This is a genomic window from Ancylobacter sp. (assembly GCF_965229075.1).
In the GTDB taxonomy this organism is placed as follows: domain Bacteria; phylum Pseudomonadota; class Alphaproteobacteria; order Rhizobiales; family Xanthobacteraceae; genus Ancylobacter.
The window spans coordinates 2656841-2676322 of record NZ_CBDDIO010000002.1 but is presented as its reverse complement, the minus strand read 5'-3'; the positions used below and the strand labels follow the sequence as shown (position 1 = coordinate 2676322).

Here is a 19482-nt window from a genome sequence, read left to right as displayed (position 1 = left end):
GCTGAACCTCAGATCGGCTGCTCGCCCGTATATCCAGGCCAAGTGTCGCCCAACCGGAAGCCATCGGGAAACGGGTCGGTCGGATCAAGCACATATTGATGGAAGGCGGTGATCCAGCCCGGCCCTGTGATGGTCGGCAAGACGGCAGGCAGGCCAGCAAGTTCCGTGGTGCCGCGCAGCCGGCCGATGAACTCGGTACCGATCAGCGAGCGATGCAGGAATCGCTCGCCCACCTGAAGCTGTCCTTTGGCATGCAGCACCGCCATCCGCGCACAGGTGCCGGTGCCGCAGGGCGATCGGTCGTGCCGGCCCGGCGAGACGATGACGGTGTTCTTTGAAACAAGACCCTGATCGTCGCGTTCCAGCGGCCCGGCGAACAATGTCTGGTTGATGGTGTGAATCTCCGGATTTTCCGGATGCACGCAGGGTATCTGCTCGGCCGCCGCCGCCTTGATGCGCTCGCCCACCTCCACCAGCTGTGCGGCCTCCTTCAGCTCCAGTCGGAAGCCGAGCGATGCCGCGTCGACGATGGCGTAGATCATGCCGCCATAGCCGACATCCACAGTAATGCGGCCGAGGCCCGGCACGTCGACCTCGCGGTCCAGCGCGAAGGCAAAGCCCGGAACGTTGTCGAAGGTGACATTCACGCATTTGCCGTCGCGGCACTCGGCGGAGACTTTCACCAGCCCGGCGGGCGCTTCCAGCACCAGATGGGTGACGGGCTCCTGCATCGGAATGATACCCGTCTCGAGCAACACGGTGACGGTGCAGATCGTGTTGGTGCCCGACATCGGGACGTAATAGTTGGACTCGATGATGACGAAGCCGGCGTCGGCTTCCGGCGTCGTCGGCGGCAGCACCAGATTGACGCATTGCGAGACACGGCCGCGCGGTTCGTTCAAGAGAAACCGGCGCAGTTCGTCGCGATGTGCCTGCACATACTGCATTTTCTCGAACATAGTCTTGCCGGGCACGTCGCGGACGCCCCCGGTGATGACCTCGTTGAGTTCGCCGGCGGCGTGCGCGCCGACGACAGTGATCATACGGCTGAAGCGCATCGGACTGTCCTCAGCTTGCCGAAAGCGGGGCGGCGGCAAGCGCGCGGACCGTCGCCTCAAGCACGCCGAGCACCCGCTCGCGCTCCGTCCCGATGAGCGGCAGGCGCGGCGCGCGCACCCATTCGGGCGCGCCATAGGTCACCTTCTCCGCCAGCTTGATGTATTGCACCAGCTTAACGTCCGTATCGAGGTGGAAGGCCGGCGTGAGGATGCGGTACAGCGCGCGGGCCTCATTGTAACGTCCGGCCATGCAAAGGTTAAAAAGCTCGACACATTCGGCGGGCCAGGCGTTGGTCATGCCCGATACCCAGCCGGTGACGCCGAGCGCGGCGCTTTCCAGCAGCAGATCGTCGACGCCGCAGAACACCGAAAAGCGATCGCCGCATTCATTGTAGAGGTCGGTGACGCGGCGGATGTCGCCGGTCTCCTCCTTGATGCAGACGATGGTCGGCACATCTGCGATTTCGTTGAGAATAGAGGGCGTTACATCGACGCCATAGGCGATCGGGTTGTTGTAGATCATGATCGGCAGGCCGCAGCCGGCGCCCAGCGTACGGTACCAAGATGCCGTTTCGCGCGGGTCGCTCTTATAGGCGATGGACGGAAAGACCATCAGCCCCTCGGCGCCGAGCTTTTCGTAATGGCGGGCGGAAGCCAGCGCGTCGGCCATGCCGACATGGGCGAGACCGGAGAGCAGCGGCACCCTGCCGGCCACCACCTCCTTGGCGGCGAGGATGACGCTCTCGCGCTCGGCGGCGCTCAGCGAGGCGTTTTCTCCCAGCATCGGCAACACGATAACGCCCGACACGCCATTCTGGATCAGGCGGTCGATGCTCGCCTGGGTCGCGGCGAGGTCGAGGCTTTCGTCCTCCTTGAGCTTGGTGGTGACGGCGGGAAAGACTCCGGTCCAGCGGGTCATCGCGTGTCCTTTCAGGAGACAGCAGGGGCAGCTGTGGGGTGGCCGATGAGTGCAGTGAGGTGATCGATGAGGCCGATGGGGGTGAGGCAGGGCACGACCCCAAGCGCGGCGATGTCGGCGACGACATCAACCGGCAGGCCGGAATTGGAATCGTCCGGCACTTGGTTCAGCCGCCCGCCGATGCACACCGGAATGTCGGCCCCGGCGCGGGCGAGCGCCTGCTTCACCTCGCGGGCATAGCGTAGCGCGATGCCGTTATAGGTGCTGATGGCGATGACATCCGCGCCGGCCGCAACTGCGGTGGCGACGAGGTCGTCGGCATCGACTGAGGTGCCGCCGTCTACCGTTTCGACGCCGAGATGGCCGAGGGTTCGCTCGATCAGGTTCTTGCCGTGCTCGTGCACGTCGCTGGAGGCGACGCAGGCGATGAGCTTCCCCCCGGCAAGGCGCGCGGCAGCTTCCGCCGGAACGCGTTCCGCCCAGTCGCGGGCGGCGTGCTCCAGTTCGTCCACCCATTCGGCCTGCGCCACCGGGAGGCGCCCGCTCCACGCCTTCGCGTCCGGCGCACCGGCGCCGAAGGCGGCCTCCAGCCGCTTGGGCCCGATGCGGCGCAACGCCAGCATGGCCTGGGCCGGGTCGGCCGTGTCGACGCCCACTTGCCCGAGGCCCGCCAGCACCCGCGCGGCGAACAGCCGACCGCCCTCCACCAGCCGGTCGGCCAGCGCGTCGACGGGGGTGAAGTCGATCAGCCCCCCGGTATCGGCCGCCTGCTGGGCGAGCCGAGCGGCGAACATCTGCGCGTCGATGATCTCGTCGATGTCGGGGATACGCTCATTCTCGGTCACCGGCACCGGATTGACCGCATGGCCGGTGTGCCGGCGGCCCAATGCCCAGATGTCCGCCTGCAGATAGCTGGCGAGGCTGGCATAGTTGCCGGCGGGCGTGGATTTGTAGCTCACCGTGTTGCCGAAAATCATGGTCCCCGGCGTGTCGGTTACCTGCGCCAGCGCGGCATGAAAGGCGAGGCGCACCCGCGGTGCGGTGAAGTGGTGGCCGAAGCAGTGCGACAGCCGGGCGCCGATCAGCGTCTCGACGATGTGCTTCTCCACCAGCACCATGCCGAGCGCCGAACTCATATCGGCGAACAGGCCGGCGAATCCGTCGTCGAGATTGGAATGCACCAGCACCTCGACCGGCTGCGCGGCGATGAGGCCGAGCGCGGTCACGGTGGCATGGGTGGTGGCGACATCGTCGTCCCAGTCGGGCAGACGGAAGGTGAAGTACTGGCCGAGATTGCCGATGGCCGTGGCGCCGGCCGCGAGCGCGCCCTTGGTGTTCTCCAGCGCTCCCGGCAGGCCCAGCATGAAGTCGCCGAAATGCGCGGCGGCGGGCGCCGCATTGGTGATGCGGGCGAAGCTCTCCGCCCCTTCCAGCACGATGCCGGTGCCGCGCCGGCTGCCCTTGCGCAGGTGCGGCGGGTAGCCCATCGACATGTCGAGCGTGATGCCGAAGCGGTCCACCCGGGCGCCGTGGCGGGCGCAGGCGGCATGCACTTCGGCGATCGCGGCGACGGTGCGCTCCACGCTGCGAAAGCCGATATGGGCGTGCTGCATGATGCGCCCGGCAAGCGCCTCCCGGCGCTTGTATTCGGCCTCGCTGGCCACGCCCTGCGCGTCGAGGAAGGCGTTGCGGCCGACCGTCCAATCCCGTGCCAGCGCCCGACCCTCGGCAACGAGTTCCCCGCCCGGCCGGAGCGTCGGCGGAACCAGTTGGTCGCGGGAGGGAAGCGGCGCGATCATCGGCGACCTCTGTCAGCGCATCGGCGAGAGCGCGGTGGGGGCGAGTATGCGCGTCTGCTGGCTCTGGATCATGCCTTTGATCGCGGCGAGATAATCCTGCCATGGCGCATGGGCGAGCATCTGCGCCCGGCGCGCCTCGCGGTCGGCCATGCTGTCGTAGCGCCACAGCGCGACGACATGGTTCAGCTCGCCGATCTCGGTCACGAAATGGCCGATCAACGTGCCGAGAAAGCGCTTCTGGATGTCGAGGCCGAGCGTCTCATAGGCATTGAGGAAATCGCCCATCCGGCCCGGCACGATGTGGTAGTCGCGCTCTTCGAGGATCATGACCGCCTCATGCCAGCTGGAAGCCGAAGGCGAGCGGGTCGCGCTCATCGACGGTGATGGTGTTGTGGCCATAGACGCGCGCCCACCCCCCGATGCTGGGGCGGATCGCCGGGCGTCCCGCGACCTCGGCGGCACTCTCGACCCGGCCGTGGAACAGCGTGCCGATGATGCTCTCATGCACGAAGTCGTCGCCCACCTTGAGCAGCCCCTTGGCGACGCGCTGCGCCATGCGCGAGGAGGTGCCGGTGCCGCAGGGCGAGCGGTCGATGCCCTTGTCGCCATAGAACACCGCATTACGGCCATGGGCCTCCGGGTGCTTGGGCCCATCCGCCCACATCACATGGCTCACGTCCTTGATGCGGGGGTCCTCGGGATGCACCGGAGCCACCGCCGCTTGCACCGCCGCGCGCACCGCCGGGCTCAAGCGGAGGATGTCCTCGGCCTTCATGCCGTCGAGGCCGGGCCAGTTCTTCTGCGGCTCGACGATGGCGTAGTAATTGCCGCCATAGGACACATCGACGACGAGTTCGCCGATGCCGGGGACATCCACCGTCACGCCCTCGGCATGCAGGTAGCTGGCAATGTTGAACAGCCGCACCTGATCGACGAACCGGCCATTGCGCGTGTACTCGATGTCGACCCGCCCGGCGGGCACTTCCAGCGCCAGACGGCCCTCGACCTTTGGGACCACGAAGCCCTGTTCGAGCGCCACGGTGACGGTGCCGATGGTGCCGTGACCGCACATGGGCAGGCAGCCGGACACCTCGATGAACAGCACGCCCAGCTCGCAATCCTCCCGCGAGGGCGGGTAGAGGATCGAGCCGGACATCACGTCATGGCCGCGCGGCTCGAACATCAGCGCCTTGCGCACCCAGTCATGGTCGCGGAGGAAAATCTGCCGCTTCTCCGCCATGGACACGTTCGGCAGCAGCGGAGCGCCGCCGGCGACCACACGCACCGGGTTGCCGCAGGTGTGCGCGTCGACGCAGAGAAAGGTATGCGGGTTCATCGCGGGCTCCGCGTGTCAGTTGAAGCGTTGGATGGCAAAGGGGGCGACGTCGACAGCGGGCGGACGGCCGGCGACCAGTTCGGCGATCAGGCGCCCCGTGGTCGGGCCGAAGGTGAGCCCGGTGTGGCCATGGCCGAACGCGTAGAACACGTCGTCGCGCCGGGGCGAGCGGCCGATGACGGGAAGCGAATCCGCCGTGGTCGGCCGATGACCCATCCAGCGCGTGCCGCCCTCGATGTTCAGCCCCGGCAGATAGCGGCGGCCAAGCCGGGCGAGCGCGTCGGAGCGCGCAAAGTTCGGGGCGGCCTCCAGCCCGGCGAACTCGGCCGCGCCGCCGATCCGCAGCCCGGCCTCGATCGGGGTGGCGACGAAGGCGCGCTCGGCGAAGATCACCTCGCGGGTCAGGGAGACGCCCGGCGTGGGAAGCGTGGTGTTGTAGCCGCGCTCGCTCTCGATCAGCGCCCGGTCGCCGATCTGCCGGGCGAGCCGGCCGGACCAGGCGCCGGCGGCGATCACCAGCCGCTCGAAGGGAATGCGCTGCCCGTCCCGTGTCAGCACGTCGCGGCCAGCGATGCCGGCGACCTCGCCCCGAACCATCGCCACGCCCCGCGCCTCGAGATGGGTGCGCAGTCGATCGACGATGCGTTTGGGATCGGACACATGCGACCATTGCGGGGTCATGATGGCGTGGCGGATCGTACTGGCGAGCGCCGGCTCCAGCGCCTGCGCGGCCGCGCCGTCCATCTCCTCGCAGATGAGGCCGTGGCGGCGGCGCAGGTCATGGAAGCGCCGGTCGGCCTCGAAACCTTCGCGCGTCTCATAGACCCACAGCGCGCCGACGCGGTGCAGGTCGCCCATGAGGTCGAGTTCGGCGAGCAGCGGCAGCAGGTCGTCATAGGTGCGGGCCGACAGCGTGGCGAGCGAGGCCGTGATCGCCTCCACACGGTCCCAGCGCCCCTCTTTCAGAAAGCGCAGCAGCCAGGGCACCAGACGGGGGAAATGGCCGAGGCGCAGCGACAACGGGCCGAGCGGGTCGGCCAGCCAGCCGGGCACCTTCCAGGCGAGACCGGGCACGGAGGCGGGGATGATCTCGGTGATGCCGATGCCGGCGGCATTGCCGAAGGAGCACTTGTCCCCGGCCGGCTCGCGGTCGAGCACCGTCACCTCATGGCCGTCTGCCCGCAGCGCCCGGGCACAGGAGAGGCCGACAATGCCGGCGCCGATAATGAGGATGCGCGACATGTCGGGTGGCTCTCTCAAATGACCAGCGAAGCGAAATGGCGCCGCACCACCTGGGCGAGGCTGAGCGCGGTGACGACCGATGTCTTGGGGTTGTCGGGCGAGGGCTGATTGGCAAAGCGCAGCCTGGCGCTCCCCGCCGGACTCTCGATCTCGATCTCATGCGTGTTGCAGCTGACCGCCGGGTCGGCGACGACCTGCACGTTCACAACGGCAGGACCCGCCGCCAGCGCCACCGTCAGCCCCGCATTGAGATTGCGCGGGTAGCGGCGGGCCGCCTCTGCCGCGCTTCCCTCGAACAGGACGACCGCCGAGCCGAGGCGCTCCGGCGCGTGACCCAGCGCCGCCAGTTCGGCGCGCCACGCCGCCGGCGGCTTGCGGGAGATGTAGCGCACCGTGGCGCCCGCCATGCCGGCCACGGCGGCCAGATAGTCGAGCCCGCCAATGGCGCCGGCCGGGACGATGAGCCGGGCGCCGCTCGCCTGCGCAGACTCGGCAAGGCGTTGCAACAGCCCATCATCGGCCAGAGCCCCGGTGGAGGCGATAACGAGGCTGATGCCGGCGTCGAGCAGCTCCGGGCCGTACTGCGCGACGGCGCTCTGGCCGGCGGCCTCGACGACCAACGCCGGCCGGGCGGCGATCAGCGCCGCGACATCGGGCAACGCGCGGAGGGTGGAGGGAAGCTGCGCCACGTCATGCGTCAGTACCGCAAGGCGATAGGCGGGATCGCGGCCGAGGTCGGCGGCCAGCGCCTGGCCGATGGCGCCGAAGCCGATGAGAGCAACGTCCCGCGTGGCGCTCATCGGCTCACCAGGCCGACATGCCGCCATCGACGGTGAACATGGCACCGGTGGCGAAGGAGGCTTCATCCGAGGCGAGCCACAAGATGGCGTTGGCAATTTCCACCGGCTGCGCCCAGCGGTTGATCGGCGAGCGCGCCTTGAGCTTGGCCTTGAAGCTGTCGGGGTCGGGATGGCCGGCAACCATCTTGTCGAAATAGCTCGACCAGGTGACGCCCGGCGCCACGCAATTCACCCGTATGTTCTGCTCGGCGTGGTCCAGCGCCATCGCCTTGGTCAGCGCCGCGACGCCGCCCTTGGAGGCGACATAGGCCGCGCGGTCGAAGATGCCGACGGTTGCGACATTGGAGGCGGTGTTGACGATGGTGCCGCCGCCCTGCGCCGCCATGACCGGGATCGCATGCTTGCAGCACAGGAAGACGCCCTTGAGGTTGACCGCCATCAGGGCGTCCCAGGCGTCCTCCTCGGTATTTACAACCGTACCGGGGATGCCGTAGCCAGCATTGTTGGCGAGGATGTCGAGCCGGCCGAAGCGTTCCACCGCGTACTCCACCATGCGCTTCACCTCGTCGCTGCGGCTGACGTCGACGGCGATGGCGGTGGCATGGGGCCCAAGTCGTTCGGCGACCTGCGCGGCTCCCTCGCCGTTGCGGTCCGCCAGCAGGACGCGGGCACCTTCCCGCACGAACAGTTCGGCCGCCGCTTCACCGATGCCGGCGGCAGAGCCAGTGATGATGGCGACCTTGTCTTTGAGACGCATGGAGTCCTCGATCGTCGGGAAGGGCACGAACGCTGGCTGGACCAGCTCAGGGCTGGCGCTGGTCGATCGGCTGCGCGGCGAAGACGGTGTCGCGCTCGATCTGCAGCACGTTCTCGGGCCGCGGGAACGGCTCCGGCGTCGGCTCGCCCGGCTGGCGGGGGCGACCGATCAGGCGGAAGAAGTCTTCCAGCCCGTTCGGCACGATCAGCCAGGTCCAGAGGATGTCCTCGGTGCCCTCGTTGATGAACATGTGGCGGCGGTTGCGGCCGATGAAGAAGGCGGAGCCCGGCTGCATCTCATGGCTGACGCCATCGACCACGGCACGGCCCTTGCCACGGATCACGAAGATAACTTCCTCGTTCCGGTCATGGGCATGCTCGCGCACATAGCCGCCCGGCGGCACGGTCTGGGTCCCGAAGCCGATAGGAAACTCCATCGGCACGAGATGCGGGGCGAAGATCACATCGATATGGCCGTTGGCCGGCACGGGCTGCCAGTAGCTGACCTCCTCGCCCGGCTGCTTCACCAGCACATCGCCGAGATGGGAGGTCGCGTCCGTCTGGGCCGTGTGGCCCGCCTGTTCCGACATGGGTCTGCTCCGCTCGTCCGGGGAGAGGATTGAATACAATATTCAGGCTAGACACCGCGAATGGAGAATTAAAGATGAAAGAATAGGCAATAATGGCGTGATAATGCCTATTAATTAGGCTTGTTGATCTCGATCAATTGAATATCGTATTCAATATGGAGCCAATCGAATGGTTGTGAAAGTCGGCCGCCAGTCATTGACGGACCAAATCGTCACCGAGTTGCGGCGCCAGATCATTATCGGCCAGCTGCCGGAGGGCGCGCCGCTGCGCCAGGAGAAGCTGGCCACCGAACTGGGGGTCTCCCGCGTGCCGCTGCGCGAGGCGATCCGCCAGCTGGAGGCGGAGGGCCTCGTCGTATCGGAACTGCACAAGGGGACGGTCGTGTCCTCGCTGTCGCTGGAGGAAATCGAGGAACTGTTCGAAATCCGGGCGCGCATGGAAACCTGGCTGTTCGAGGTGGCCATCCCGCGCCTGACGGAAGAGGATTTCGCCCTTGCCGAGGCCGTCACCGACGAGGCCATGGCGAGAGGCAGCGTCGAAAACTGGGGCGAGCTGAACTGGCGTTTCCACGAAACGCTCTATCGCCCCAGCGGCCATCTGATCGCGCTGAAGCTGCTGCGCACCGTGCACGACAACGCCAACCGCTACGTGAACCTGCAGATCGCCGTGGCGGAGGACGTGGAACGCGAGCTTTCCGACCACCGCGCCCTCATCGCCTTCGCCCGGCTGGGCGACATCCGCCGGGGCGTCGACACGCTGCGGGCGCATATCCAGCGCGTCTCGCGCAATCTCATCGCGTCTCTGGCCGAGGGTCGGCTCGGAAAGGCACGCGACATCGCTTAACGACCAGGCTGCCGGCGCGTGTTGGCACCCTGCGCAATGGTCCGGAACGGACCCCAGAGAGAAGGGAACTGACATGCGTATCAAGAGCATACTCTACGCTGCCGTTGCCGTGGCCGCGCTGACGGGAGCGGCGCGCGCCGATATCCTCATCGGCACGGCGGGGCCGACGACCAATGCCGAGGCCCTCTTCGGCACCACGTGGCAGAACGGCATGGAACTCGCCGTGCGCCAGGCCAATGCGGCCGGCGGCGTTCATGGCCAGAAGCTGGTCCTGGTGCGCGACGACGATGGCGGCGATCCCAAGCAGGGCACATTGATCGCGCAGAAGCATTGCGACGAGACCGGCATGCTCGCCGTCGTCGCCAACTTCAACAGCGGCGTCACCATCCCGTCCTCGGATGTCTATAACCGCTGCGGCATGCCGCAGGTGACCAACGCCTCGAACCCCAAGGTCACCAAGGCCGGCTACAAGAACCTGTTCCGCCCTATCGCCAACGACCTCTCGCAGGGTGCGGCCCCGGCCGATTACGCGCTCGCCAAGCTCGGCGCCAAGAAGGCCGCCGTCGTGCATGACAAGCAGGCCTTCGGCCAGGGCGTCGCCGAGGTGTTCCGCGAGAACTTCACCAAGGGCGGCGGCACCATCACCTCCTTCTCCGGCATCGCCCAGACCGATGTCGACTTCAGCGCCCTGCTGTCCTCCATCCGCGCCGAAAACCCCGATGTGGTCTATTTCGGTGGCGTCATGCCGGCGGTCGGCCTGTTTGTGAAGCAGGCCCGCGAGCTGGGCATCAAGGCGACCTTCTTCGCCGCCGACAGCGCCTTCACGCCGGACTTCATCGCCGGCGCCGGCCCGGCGTCGGAAGGCGCGGTCGTGTCCTTCCAGGCCCCGCCCTATGATTCATCCCCGGCCCTGCAGAAGTTCGCGGCCGACTACAAGGCCGCCTTCGGCGAGGATCCCGGCCCGTACTCGGCCTATGGCTTTGTCGAAGCCACCATCATCATCGAGGCGATGAAGAAGGCTCCGACACCGCTCACCCGCGCCGGCATTGCGTCCGAAATCGCCAAGAGCGACTTCGACGGGCTGGTCGGTCATGTCGCCTTCACCCCGGCGGGCGAACTCCAGAAGCCGTTCCTGTTCCTCTACGCGGTCAAGGACGGCAAGTTCGCGCTCGTTCAGTAGCGCGCAGCCTTCCCGACGCGGGTTCGCTTCACCGACAGACCCCCTCTGGTCGTGAAGCCTCCTGGCCCGGCGCCTGCGCCCCCCGCGCGCGCCGGGCCCCTTTCCCGCCCGCCACCGCACGCAACGGACCGAAAGGCTGACATGGGCGCGCTCATTCTCCAGCAGGCGATCAATGCCCTCACCGTCGGGTCGATCTACGCGCTCATCGCGCTCGGCTACACGATGGTCTACGGCGTTCTGCGCCTCATCAACTTCGCCCATAGCGAACTCTTCACCGCCGGCGCCTTTATCGGCCTCGCGCTTGCCGGGGCGCTGGGCGTTGCCGGCCACCCGACGGGCGGGCTGCTCGTCGGCCTCATCACCTTCGTGCTGATCGGCCTTGCCGGCGTCAGCGTCGAGATCGTCGCCTACCGCCCGCTGCGCGGCACCTCGCGCCTCGCGCCGATGCTCTCCGCCCTCGGCATGGCGGTGGTGATCCAGAACGCGGTGATGCTGATCGGCGGCCGCCGGCCGCTGATCTACCCCTCCTTCCTGCCGACGGGGGTCATCGACGTTTTCGGCGCCATCGTCAGCTACAAGCAGATCACCATCTTCGTCGTCGCCGTGGTGCTGATGGTCGGTCTCGAACTGTTCGTAAACCGCACCAATCTCGGCGTGCGCATCCGGGCGGTGGCCGAGAACGCCGAAACCGCGTCGCTGGTCGGCATCAACCCGAACATGGCGATCTCGCTGATCTTCTTCATCGGCCCCGGCCTCGGCGCCGTCGCCGGCATCCTCTATTCGTCCTTCTACGGCGTCGCGACCTTCACCATGGGCTTCGTCATCGGCATGAAGGCGTTCACCGCCGCTATTCTCGGCGGCATCGGCTCGATCCCCGGCGCGGTGCTCGGCGGTTTCCTGCTCGGCGCCATCGAGACCTTCGGCACCGCCTGGATGCCGGTGCTGACCGGCGGCGTCATCGGCACCGAATATCGCGACATCTTCGCCTTTTCCGTCCTCGTCCTGATCCTGCTGTTCCGCCCCGCCGGCCTGCTCGGCGAGCATGTCAGCGAAGAAACCAGGGTGTACAAGAGTGACTTCTGACGCACCGAACCCAGGCGGAGCGGCGGCCGGCACGCGCAGCGCGTCCTCTGCCCGAACCATGCGGATCTGGCCTGGCGCGCTGGCGATGGCGCTGCTGCCGGTGCTGGCGCTGGCCGCCGGCCAGTTCCTGCCGACCTATCCGCTGCGCATCCTCGACATGATCCTGCTCTACGCCATCCTCGGCCTGGGGCTGAACATCATCGTCGGCTATGCCGGCCTGCTCGATCTCGGCTATGTCGCCTTCTACGCCATCGGCGCCTATTCCTGGGCGCTGCTGGCCTCCGGCCAGTTCGACATCCACCTGCCCTTTGCGCTCGTGCTGCTGATCGGCGCCAGCCTGGCGGGCCTCGCCGGCATATTGCTCGGCATTCCGGTGCTGCGGCTGCGCGGCGACTATCTCGCCATCGTCACGCTCGGCTTCGGCGAGATCATCCGCGTGCTGATGAACAATCTGGACGGGGTGACCAACGGCCCGCAGGGAATCGCGCGCATCGACGAGGCGCACCTGTTCGGCTGGACGCTGAGCACGCCCCACGATTTCCTCTATCTGCTCGTGGCGATGCTGGTCGTCGTCTTCCTGTTCGTCTGGCGCATCCAGGAGAGCGCGCTCGGCACCGCCCTGTCCGCGGTGCGGGAAGATCAGGACGCGGCGCGCGGCTGCGGCATCGACACGACGCGGGTGAAGCTGGTCGCCTTCGCGCTCAGCGCCTTTATCGGCGGCGGCTGCGGCGTGGTGTTCGCCGCGATGCAGCGCTTCGTCAGCCCGGAGAGCTTCACCTTCTGGGAGTCGCTCATCATCGTGCTGGTGATCGTCATCGGCGGCCTCGGCAACCCGTTCGGCGCGCTGCTCGGCGCGACGCTTCTCATCCTCATTCCCGAGCTGCTGCGCGCCTACGCCGACTATCGTTTGCTGCTCTACGGGATGGCGCTGGTCATCATCATCCTCGCCCGGCCGCGCGGCATCATCAGCCGCCCGTTCGGCCCGACCTGGCTGATGCGACGGCTGGGAGGCGGCAAATGCTGACTTTCGACCACGTGACCAAACAGTTCGGCGCACTGAAGGCGATCGAAGACGTGTCCTTCGAGGTCAAGCCCGGCATCATCACCGCGGTGATCGGGCCGAACGGGGCCGGCAAATCCACCCTCGTCAACATGGCGGCCGGCTCCTACGCGGTCAGTTCCGGCCGCATATTGGTCGATGGCGTCGAGCTGCAGCGGCTGCCCAAGCACCGCATCGCCCATGCCGGGCTGGCCCGCACCTACCAGAACATCCGCCTGTTCGACGCCATGAGCGTGGTGAAGAACCTCGAAGTGGCGCTCGTCCCGCCACGCATCGGCCGGCTGGTCGCCGACACGCTGGGCCTCACGCCGCGGGCGGCAGCCGAGGAGCGGCGCGCGCGCTGCCACGCGGTGCTTGAGCGCCTGGGCCTTGCCGCTCACGCCGAGCGGCCGGCGGGAAGCCTCGCCTATGGCCAGCAGAAGCTGGTCGAACTGGCCCGGGCGGTGGTCGCGGAACCCCGCGTGCTGCTGCTGGACGAGCCGGCGGCCGGGCTCAACCATGGCGAGACCGAGCAGCTCAAGCAACACATTCTCGACCTGCGCGCCCCCGACCTCGCCATGGTGCTCATCGAGCACGACATGAAGCTCATCATGTCCATCTCCGACACCATCGTCGTGATGAATCGCGGGCGTGTCCTTGCTCAGGGCACTGCGGCGGACATCCGCGCCAACATTGAAGTTCAGGAGGCGTATCTTGGCCAGCCAGGAGCCATCAAGGACATCGAGGCCGCTGCTCGCGGTCGACGCAATCGAGTCCGGATACGGGAGGGTGAAGGTCTTACATGGCATCAGCCTTGAGGTCCTGCCCGGCGAGATCGTCTGCCTCATCGGCCCCAATGGCGCCGGCAAGACCACGCTGCTGCGCACCATCAGCGGGCTGAACCGCCCCACGCGCGGCACCATCCGCTTCAAGGGCGAGGAGGTCGTCGGACTGAAGCCGCACCAGATGGTGCGGCGTGGCATCGGCCATTGCCCGGAAGGGCGGCGGGTGTTCCAGCTCTCGGTCGAGGAAAACCTGATCACCGGCTACATCCCCGGCCGTGGCAAGAGCTTCGCCGAGCTGCGCGACGAGGTATACGGCCTGTTCCCGATCCTCGGCGAGCGGCGTCACCAGTCGGCAGGCCGGCTGTCGGGCGGCCAGCAGCAGATGGTGGCCATCGGCCGCGCGCTGATGGGCAGCCCGGAGCTTCTGCTCCTCGACGAACCCTCGCTCGGCCTCGCGCCGATCATCATCCACCAGATCTTCGAGATCGTGCTGAAGCTCGCGGAAAGCGGGGTGTCGATCATCCTCGTCGAGCAGAATATCGACCTGTCCTTCGAGGTGGCCGATTTCGTCTACGCGCTTGAGCACGGCGCGCTGCAATGCTCAGGCCCGGCCGCGAAGATGGCCGCCGACCCCCGTATCAAGGACATCTATCTGCCGGGCCTCGACAGCCACGGCACGCACTGAGGCGGGAAGCACATGTACCATCTCGACGGGCGCGTCGCCCTCGTCACCGGCGGAGCGGTCGGCATCGGCCGCGGCATCGCCACCCGCCTCGCGCAGGAGGGCTGCGATATCGCCATCGTCGACCTCGATTTCGCCGGCGCGCAGGAAACGGCCGCGATGGTTCAGGCCTCCGGCCGACGGGCCCTGGCACTCGCCGTCGATGTCGCCGATGGCGCGGCCGTGGCGGCGGGCGTGGCGCAGGTGCGGGCCACGCTGGGACCCGTCGACATCGCCGTCAACAATGCCGCCATTACCGGTGTCGGCAGGGTGGTCGATCTGGAGCCCGCCGCCTGGCGGCGCATGTTCGCCATCAACACCGACAGCGTCTTCCATGTCGCGCAGGCCGTGCTGCCGGACATGATCGCCCGGCGCGGCGGAAAGATCGTCAACATCGCCTCCTGGTTCGGCAAGATCGGCAAGCCGAGCTACGCCGCCTATTCCGCTTCCAAGGCGGCGGTCATCGCTTTCACCCAGTCTCTCGCCGCCGAGGTCGCGCCGCTCGGCATCAACGTTAACGCCGTTTGCCCCGGCTCGATCGTCGGCACGCGGATGCGCGAGGACGCCGACCGGATGTCGCGCGAGCAGGGATTGCCCACCGCCCGGGAGCGTGCCCACCTCATCCCCCTCGGCCGGGTCGGCGAGCCCGACGACATCGCCCGCGTGGTCGCCTTCCTCGCCTCGGACGAAGCCGCTTACATGACCGGGCAGGCGATCAACGTCACCGGCGGCTTGTGGATGAACTGACGAAGGCTGCTCCCGCGACGACGGCGGCAAGTGTGGATAGACCGGCAAGCCGTGGCGCGTCCTGCGGAAGGCAGTCCGGCGCCCCTACCCTCTTGCCTCCCAGAGGACCTTTGCGCCTGGTGCAGCTGTACGACACGCTGAAGTCACGCCGCGCCCCGACCTTCCGACACGCTCGATGTTCTGTCCCCTGTCAGGGGCAGGCGGCTCCGCTCTCGACCCAGGCGGTCACCAGCGCCTTGGCTTCGGCCTGCGTGCCAGGTGCCGGCGTCCGTCCGGGACCGGGATGCCACGCCCAGCCGACCAGCGTGTCATCGCCGATGTGCTCGATCAGATCCTGCAGCGACCTGCCGCCATTGCGGGCGGGATCCTTGATCTGCTGGCAGATCTGCGCGACGGTCCTGCCTTCCCACGCCATTTCCGCCGGCGCGAGATGCCAGGCGGGATGCCCCGGCATCCCGGCCGGATCGAAATTCGCCCCGCCATGGCAATTGGAACAGCGCAGGCTGGCCAGCCCCATGCCGTCGACGCCACGGTAGACCGGCGGCTGATGCGGGCGCTTGGTGTCGCCCTGCCGGGGACGATCCGTGGCCGGATGGCAGTTGGTGCAGCGCGGGCTGGTCAGGACCTTGCCGAGTTCGGTGAAATAGGCCGCCGAGCGCGTGGCGGGATCCGCGATCGTCGCAAAGCTCTCAGGGGACGCCAGCGCATTCGCCGGGGTGTCGGTCGGGGTCGCCAGCCCGCTCCGGCTGGTGATGCCGGCGGTCAGCACGCTGACGGTCACCACCACCCCCAACAGCATCAGATGGCGCTTGTTCATTGTCATGGCCACCGTCACGCCGTGAGGAAGCGCGAAGGATCGGCAAGGATCACATCGCGCACCGCCTGATGGTATTTCACATAGCCGGAGCAACGGCAGATATGGCCGTCCAGCGCTTCCATGATGGTGCGCTCGAGATCCGCGCGCGCCACCTTCTGCTTTTCCAGCCGCTCCAGCAGCACCTGCCCCTCATTGAGAAAGCCGGGGGTGCAATAACCACACTGGAAGGCGAAATGCTCGACAAAGCTCTGTTGCAGCGGCGTCAGCACGCCGTTGACGGCGTGGCCTTCCACGGTCCTGATCTTGTGGTTGTTGAAGGCGAGCGCCGGGGCGACACAGGTCGGCTTTGTCACGCTGGTGCCGTCGTCGAGATCGACGATCACCGCGCAGCTCAGGCACTGTGCTGCCCCGCAGCCGAATTTGGTGCCGGTCATCCCGAGCACTTCGCGCAGGAAGTCGTTCATCGACAGGTCGGGGCGAACGTCCAGCGGGCCGACCGCGCGACCGTTGATCGTCAGCGACAACATCGTCACGCGAGAACTCCCTTGATCATCTCGGGCGTCACCGGCAGCGCATAGAAGCGATGACCCGTCGCATCGAAGATCGCGTTGAGCAGCGCCGGCACGACAGGGATCATCACCACCTCGGCCATTCCCTTGGGCGGCTCATTGGGGGCGAGCGGCGGCAGCACCTCGATATCGAGATCGTGCAGCGGCAGATCGGAGCCCCGCGCGACGACATATTGGCCGAGATTCCACGTGCCATTGCCCGGCCCATCCTCGAAGGGCGGCAGATCCTCCAGCAGCGCATAGCCAACGCCCATGGCGAAGCCACCCTGCGCCTGGCCGAGCACGACCTCCGGAACCAGCGCCTTGCCGCACTCAAGCACGCTATACGCCTTGACGATCCGCAGAGTGCCGGTCGCGCGCTCGATCTCGATCCGCACCGATGTGCCGCACATCGAGGCGAAGGCGGTGCCGATGCGGTTGTAGTCGGCCGGCGGGAAAGCCACCGCCTTGCGGTCCAGACGCTGATAGCGGCCGCTGCCGCGCCGCACGGCCAGCGCGTCGATCTCGGCGCTCCACTCGCCCTCGGGGAGTGCAAAGGTCGCCTCCGCCCAGGCCCAGCGCGAGAAGGCGTGCGCCATCGCGCCGGTCACGCCCCCCTGCTCGTGGGCTTTCGCCGCAAGAGCTTTCAGCGGCAGCGGCGATAGACCCGAGAACAGCAGCGTCTCGCCCTGCCAATAGGCCTCGGTCCACCGCTCGGCGCGCGGATCATAGGGCGCGACACCCCACAGCGCCAGCGCCGCCGGCCACAAGCCAAAGCGGAACACCACACGGGCGGCCTCCGCCGCCGCCTGCGTGCCGACATGCGCGCCGATGGAGGCGCTGGTGGCGGACGAGATGGCCGGCACCCAATGCGGGTCCCGCGCGGCCTGATCCTGATCGGCCTGCGAGATCGAATAGGGATCGCCCGAGGTCACAAGGTCGAGTGCGTCGAACACGTCGATCTGCGCGACGGTCACTTGGTCGGCAATCGCGCCGATATGGGTTGCGACCCGGTTCGCCAGGGCCGTGCCGATACCGTTGCCCATCTCGACCGCGTCACCATTGATCGAGACGCGCCCCTGCGGGTCGATCGAGACGGCACCGAGCGAGCAATCCGCGCCGGTGCCGTAGTCTTTCGCCGCGCACGCGACGCCGGTGCCGACGAGGAACCCGCTGCGTGCCGCCGCCTTCTCCCTGGCCCGATCTCTCCAGATCGCCTGCGTCTGCAGCTTGTCGAGAATTTCGGGCGCGCGGACCGAGACGGAATAAGGATTGCCGGTCATGGTGCGCGCCCCGACCTTGAGCGCGTTCCTCCGGCGGAACTCGATAGGGTCGAGCGGAAGCGCCGTGCAGGCTTCATCCACCAGTGTTTCCAGCGCCGTCATCGTCTGCAGCGTGCCGTAGCCGCGCATCGAGCCGGCGGTGACGCCGCGCGTATGCTCGGCAACGGTGGTGACGTCGACCTTGGGGATGGCATACATGCCGATGGCGCCGGTGGCCCCGACCACAGCGACGCTGACGGAATAGTTCGCGAGACCACCGCCATCGAGCACATGATCGGCCGCAAAGGCGGTGATCAGGCCGCTCTTCCGGTCGACGCCGATCTGCGAGCGCATCTTGAACGCGTGGCGTTTCACCCCGCCCTGAAACTGCTGGAACCGATCATGCGCGAGCCGCACCGGGCGGCCGGGAAAGAACAGTGCCGCCAGCGCGACATAGAGCGGAAAGGGCGTATGGTCCCGCCCGCCGAAACCACCCCCGACATAGCAGAAGCGTGTGTTGATCGTGGCGGGCTTGTGGTCTGCCTGCGCCTCGCCGAGCAGATGGGCCACCGCCTCCGCCGCCTCGAAGGGCGACTGCACGCCAATGACCATGTCGAGCGTCTTGGTCGCCGGGTCGTACCAGGCAAGCCCGGTCTCCGGTTCAAGAAACATCGGATCGACCGATTGCGTCTCGAACGAACGCTCTAGCGTCAGCACCGCCGGATTGGCGGCGTCGAGTTCTGCGCGGATCGCCTCGCCATAGGCGGCGCCTTTGACATAGTCGGGCCCCTTCTCATCCGGCAGCACCCGCCAGATCGGCCGGCCGGAACCGCCGTCGACGAAGCCGGGGCTGATCCAGCCTTCCTGTAGCGGCGAGTAGATGTCGGGCGCACCGGGTTCAGGACTGGCGACACGGGTGAAGCGAAACGCGCCATAATTCGCCCCCTTCTGCGGCCCGGTCTCCTTGCCGAATTTCAGGAGGTTGCCGTCTCGGAAAGCCACGCGCGCGAGATCATAGGCATCGAAGGTCTCGAACAGCAGCAAGGCGACGGGCTGGCCGAGATAGAGCGGCGTGGTGCCGGCCGGGCAGAACAGGTCGCCGGCATAGAACTCCGGGACACGCGCGCCGATGCGCTTGATGTCTTCCGCCGTCACCACCAGCGTTGGCGTCGCCTCCGGCGGGAGCGCCGTGAGATCGAGGCCTTCATAGACATGCGTGGCGTCTGGCGCCCGCACCAGCAGCGCATGGTGGGTCGTGGCCGGCCACCCCGGCAGATCGGCGGCCCGGAAATCGGCGGCGTAAAGCTTGCCGCCAGTGACTTTGGCGACGCCGTCGACGCGGCCCAGGGCCGGGTGCGAGACGCCACGACCCGGAAGAGTCTCGCGCGCCACGAACTCCGGCACCTGAGCGCTCGCGACCGGAGAGACGGAAAGCGAAATGCCGCAGACCGAAGCCAGCTTGAGAAAATCGCGGCGCGAGGGTCGCATAAGTTGTTCTTTCAGGTGAGCACTGCGCAATTATGCAAAACTAAATCATAAATGGTATTTAGATGCGCGTCACGTGGACGTTCATCCACGTGGACCGAGCATATCTCGCCGCGAAAATCAGGGTCACTCATGTATTGACGCCCCCGGCTCCGCCACAGAACCATCAGATCATCTTAGAAGCGCTCTCAAGTCAATAACCCCAGACAGAATTGTAATATCTGTTTGGTGGCGAGTGGTGACGGGTGATGCGCCCTGACCGTTAAAGGCCGACGAGATGGGCTTCTCCCGTCTCGACCTAACCGCCTATACGCTGCAAGGACGGCAAGGCCCAGCGCGCGTTCCCGCTCCACGCAGCTGCGGCTTGCTCCGCGCGATCTACGGGAAGGCGACGACGTTCGGAGCGGGCGGGTTTCTCCCGGCTCGGCTCAACGGCCACGATCCAACACCGAGTCCTGCCTTGCCTTGCCT

19 protein-coding genes are annotated in these 19482 nt (G+C 67.2%); 7 read left to right on the top strand and 12 right to left on the bottom strand.

Translation table 11 applies throughout. From position 1 onward, the window contains the following. Nucleotides 1-8: 8 nt before the first annotated feature. From ACO07Z_RS18575 to ACO07Z_RS18535, 9 genes are read right to left on the bottom strand one after another with little or no spacing between them, the layout of a single operon-like run. Nucleotides 9-1058: a proline racemase family protein gene (locus tag ACO07Z_RS18575; protein ID WP_421700842.1), complete on the bottom strand. Its 1050-nt coding sequence runs from the start codon at nucleotides 1056-1058 to the stop codon at nucleotides 9-11. Nucleotides 1059-1068: 10 nt separating this feature from the next. Then, entirely contained in the window at nucleotides 1069-1977 is a 909-nt protein-coding gene (locus tag ACO07Z_RS18570) for a dihydrodipicolinate synthase family protein (protein WP_421700061.1), read from the bottom strand. 11 nt (nucleotides 1978-1988) lie between these two features. Then, nucleotides 1989-3776: a cobalamin-dependent protein gene (locus ACO07Z_RS18565; RefSeq protein WP_421700060.1), complete on the bottom strand. Its 1788-nt coding sequence runs from the start codon at nucleotides 3774-3776 to the stop codon at nucleotides 1989-1991. A gap of 12 nt (nucleotides 3777-3788) precedes the next feature. Beyond that, the gene (locus ACO07Z_RS18560; RefSeq protein ID WP_421700059.1) at nucleotides 3789-4103 is read right to left on the bottom strand and encodes an NIPSNAP family protein; all 315 of its coding nucleotides are present in this window, start codon (nucleotides 4101-4103) and stop codon (nucleotides 3789-3791) included. 7 nt (nucleotides 4104-4110) lie between these two features. Continuing rightward, nucleotides 4111-5112 (bottom strand): 4-hydroxyproline epimerase, encoded by a 1002-nt coding sequence (locus ACO07Z_RS18555; RefSeq protein WP_421700058.1) that lies wholly within the window; start codon nucleotides 5110-5112, stop codon nucleotides 4111-4113. Between the two features lie 15 nt (nucleotides 5113-5127). Continuing rightward, complete coding sequence (locus ACO07Z_RS18550) at nucleotides 5128-6354, bottom strand: NAD(P)/FAD-dependent oxidoreductase (protein WP_421700057.1); 1227 nt, start codon at nucleotides 6352-6354, stop codon at nucleotides 5128-5130. 14 nt (nucleotides 6355-6368) lie between these two features. Then, nucleotides 6369-7154 carry an aspartate dehydrogenase gene (locus tag ACO07Z_RS18545; protein WP_421700056.1) on the bottom strand — a complete coding sequence of 262 codons (786 nt, stop codon included), beginning with the start codon at nucleotides 7152-7154 and terminating at the stop codon, nucleotides 6369-6371. A gap of 4 nt (nucleotides 7155-7158) precedes the next feature. Next, nucleotides 7159-7911: an SDR family oxidoreductase gene (locus ACO07Z_RS18540; protein WP_421700055.1), complete on the bottom strand. Its 753-nt coding sequence runs from the start codon at nucleotides 7909-7911 to the stop codon at nucleotides 7159-7161. A gap of 46 nt (nucleotides 7912-7957) precedes the next feature. Then, on the bottom strand, nucleotides 7958-8500 hold the full coding sequence (locus tag ACO07Z_RS18535) for a cupin domain-containing protein (protein WP_421700054.1): 543 nt from the start codon (nucleotides 8498-8500) through the stop codon (nucleotides 7958-7960). Nucleotides 8501-8669: 169 nt separating this feature from the next. On the opposite strand from ACO07Z_RS18535, the gene ACO07Z_RS18530 reads away from it, so the two are divergent. The 7 genes from ACO07Z_RS18530 to ACO07Z_RS18500 all read left to right on the top strand — a co-directional run bounded on the left by ACO07Z_RS18530 (nucleotide 8670) and on the right by ACO07Z_RS18500 (nucleotide 14899). Continuing rightward, a complete protein-coding gene (locus tag ACO07Z_RS18530) occupies nucleotides 8670-9344 on the top strand; it encodes a GntR family transcriptional regulator (RefSeq protein WP_421700053.1) in 675 nt (224 codons plus the stop codon). Between the two features lie 73 nt (nucleotides 9345-9417). Continuing rightward, a complete protein-coding gene (locus tag ACO07Z_RS18525) occupies nucleotides 9418-10524 on the top strand; it encodes a branched-chain amino acid ABC transporter substrate-binding protein (protein ID WP_421700052.1) in 1107 nt (368 codons plus the stop codon). Between the two features lie 141 nt (nucleotides 10525-10665). Beyond that, nucleotides 10666-11607, top strand: a complete 942-nt coding sequence (locus ACO07Z_RS18520; RefSeq protein ID WP_421700051.1) for a branched-chain amino acid ABC transporter permease — start codon at nucleotides 10666-10668, stop codon at nucleotides 11605-11607. A gap of 58 nt (nucleotides 11608-11665) precedes the next feature. Next, on the top strand, nucleotides 11666-12631 hold the full coding sequence (locus ACO07Z_RS18515; RefSeq protein WP_421700050.1) for a branched-chain amino acid ABC transporter permease: 966 nt from the start codon (nucleotides 11666-11668) through the stop codon (nucleotides 12629-12631). Next, nucleotides 12625-13464: an ABC transporter ATP-binding protein gene (locus tag ACO07Z_RS18510; protein WP_421700049.1), complete on the top strand. Its 840-nt coding sequence runs from the start codon at nucleotides 12625-12627 to the stop codon at nucleotides 13462-13464. Before ACO07Z_RS18515 ends, ACO07Z_RS18510 begins: the two co-directional genes overlap by 7 nt. Beyond that, nucleotides 13436-14116: an ABC transporter ATP-binding protein gene (locus ACO07Z_RS18505; protein ID WP_421700048.1), complete on the top strand. Its 681-nt coding sequence runs from the start codon at nucleotides 13436-13438 to the stop codon at nucleotides 14114-14116. The genes ACO07Z_RS18510 and ACO07Z_RS18505 overlap by 29 nt, the downstream gene beginning before the upstream one ends. Before the next feature lie 12 nt (nucleotides 14117-14128). After that, complete coding sequence (locus ACO07Z_RS18500) at nucleotides 14129-14899, top strand: SDR family NAD(P)-dependent oxidoreductase (protein WP_421700047.1); 771 nt, start codon at nucleotides 14129-14131, stop codon at nucleotides 14897-14899. 190 nt (nucleotides 14900-15089) lie between these two features. Here the strand turns inward: ACO07Z_RS18500 and ACO07Z_RS18495 are convergent, their stop codons facing one another. The 3 genes from ACO07Z_RS18495 to ACO07Z_RS18485 are packed head-to-tail and all read right to left on the bottom strand — an operon-like array spanning nucleotide 15090 to nucleotide 19014. Further along, nucleotides 15090-15722 (bottom strand): Isoquinoline 1-oxidoreductase subunit, encoded by a 633-nt coding sequence (locus ACO07Z_RS18495; RefSeq protein ID WP_421700046.1) that lies wholly within the window; start codon nucleotides 15720-15722, stop codon nucleotides 15090-15092. 8 nt (nucleotides 15723-15730) lie between these two features. Beyond that, nucleotides 15731-16249, bottom strand: a complete 519-nt coding sequence (locus ACO07Z_RS18490; protein WP_421700045.1) for a (2Fe-2S)-binding protein — start codon at nucleotides 16247-16249, stop codon at nucleotides 15731-15733. Then, complete coding sequence (locus tag ACO07Z_RS18485) at nucleotides 16246-19014, bottom strand: xanthine dehydrogenase family protein molybdopterin-binding subunit (RefSeq protein WP_421700044.1); 2769 nt, start codon at nucleotides 19012-19014, stop codon at nucleotides 16246-16248. Before ACO07Z_RS18485 ends, ACO07Z_RS18490 begins: the two co-directional genes overlap by 4 nt. Between the last annotated feature and the right edge of the window lie 468 nt (nucleotides 19015-19482).

Excerpts from the sequence above, each read along its gene's own strand:
- ACO07Z_RS18560 (WP_421700059.1), bottom strand. The coding sequence starts at position 4,103 with ATGATCCTCGAAGAGCGCGACTACCACATCGTGCCGGGCCGGATGGGC.
- ACO07Z_RS18525 (WP_421700052.1), top strand. The coding sequence starts at position 9,418 with ATGCGTATCAAGAGCATACTCTACGCTGCCGTTGCCGTGGCCGCGCTG.
- ACO07Z_RS18520 (WP_421700051.1), top strand. The coding sequence starts at position 10,666 with ATGGGCGCGCTCATTCTCCAGCAGGCGATCAATGCCCTCACCGTCGGG.
- ACO07Z_RS18510 (WP_421700049.1), top strand. The coding sequence starts at position 12,625 with ATGCTGACTTTCGACCACGTGACCAAACAGTTCGGCGCACTGAAGGCG.
- ACO07Z_RS18500 (WP_421700047.1), top strand. The coding sequence starts at position 14,129 with ATGTACCATCTCGACGGGCGCGTCGCCCTCGTCACCGGCGGAGCGGTC.
- ACO07Z_RS18540 (WP_421700055.1), bottom strand. The coding sequence starts at position 7,911 with ATGCGTCTCAAAGACAAGGTCGCCATCATCACTGGCTCTGCCGCCGGC.
- ACO07Z_RS18515 (WP_421700050.1), top strand. The coding sequence starts at position 11,666 with ATGCGGATCTGGCCTGGCGCGCTGGCGATGGCGCTGCTGCCGGTGCTG.
- ACO07Z_RS18575 (WP_421700842.1), bottom strand. The coding sequence starts at position 1,058 with ATGCGCTTCAGCCGTATGATCACTGTCGTCGGCGCGCACGCCGCCGGC.
- ACO07Z_RS18545 (WP_421700056.1), bottom strand. The coding sequence starts at position 7,154 with ATGAGCGCCACGCGGGACGTTGCTCTCATCGGCTTCGGCGCCATCGGC.
- ACO07Z_RS18530 (WP_421700053.1), top strand. The coding sequence starts at position 8,670 with ATGGTTGTGAAAGTCGGCCGCCAGTCATTGACGGACCAAATCGTCACC.
- ACO07Z_RS18495 (WP_421700046.1), bottom strand. The coding sequence starts at position 15,722 with ATGACAATGAACAAGCGCCATCTGATGCTGTTGGGGGTGGTGGTGACC.
- ACO07Z_RS18535 (WP_421700054.1), bottom strand. The coding sequence starts at position 8,500 with ATGTCGGAACAGGCGGGCCACACGGCCCAGACGGACGCGACCTCCCAT.
- ACO07Z_RS18550 (WP_421700057.1), bottom strand. The coding sequence starts at position 6,354 with ATGTCGCGCATCCTCATTATCGGCGCCGGCATTGTCGGCCTCTCCTGT.
- ACO07Z_RS18565 (WP_421700060.1), bottom strand. The coding sequence starts at position 3,776 with ATGATCGCGCCGCTTCCCTCCCGCGACCAACTGGTTCCGCCGACGCTC.
- ACO07Z_RS18555 (WP_421700058.1), bottom strand. The coding sequence starts at position 5,112 with ATGAACCCGCATACCTTTCTCTGCGTCGACGCGCACACCTGCGGCAAC.
- ACO07Z_RS18485 (WP_421700044.1), bottom strand. The coding sequence starts at position 19,014 with ATGCGACCCTCGCGCCGCGATTTTCTCAAGCTGGCTTCGGTCTGCGGC.
- ACO07Z_RS18570 (WP_421700061.1), bottom strand. The coding sequence starts at position 1,977 with ATGACCCGCTGGACCGGAGTCTTTCCCGCCGTCACCACCAAGCTCAAG.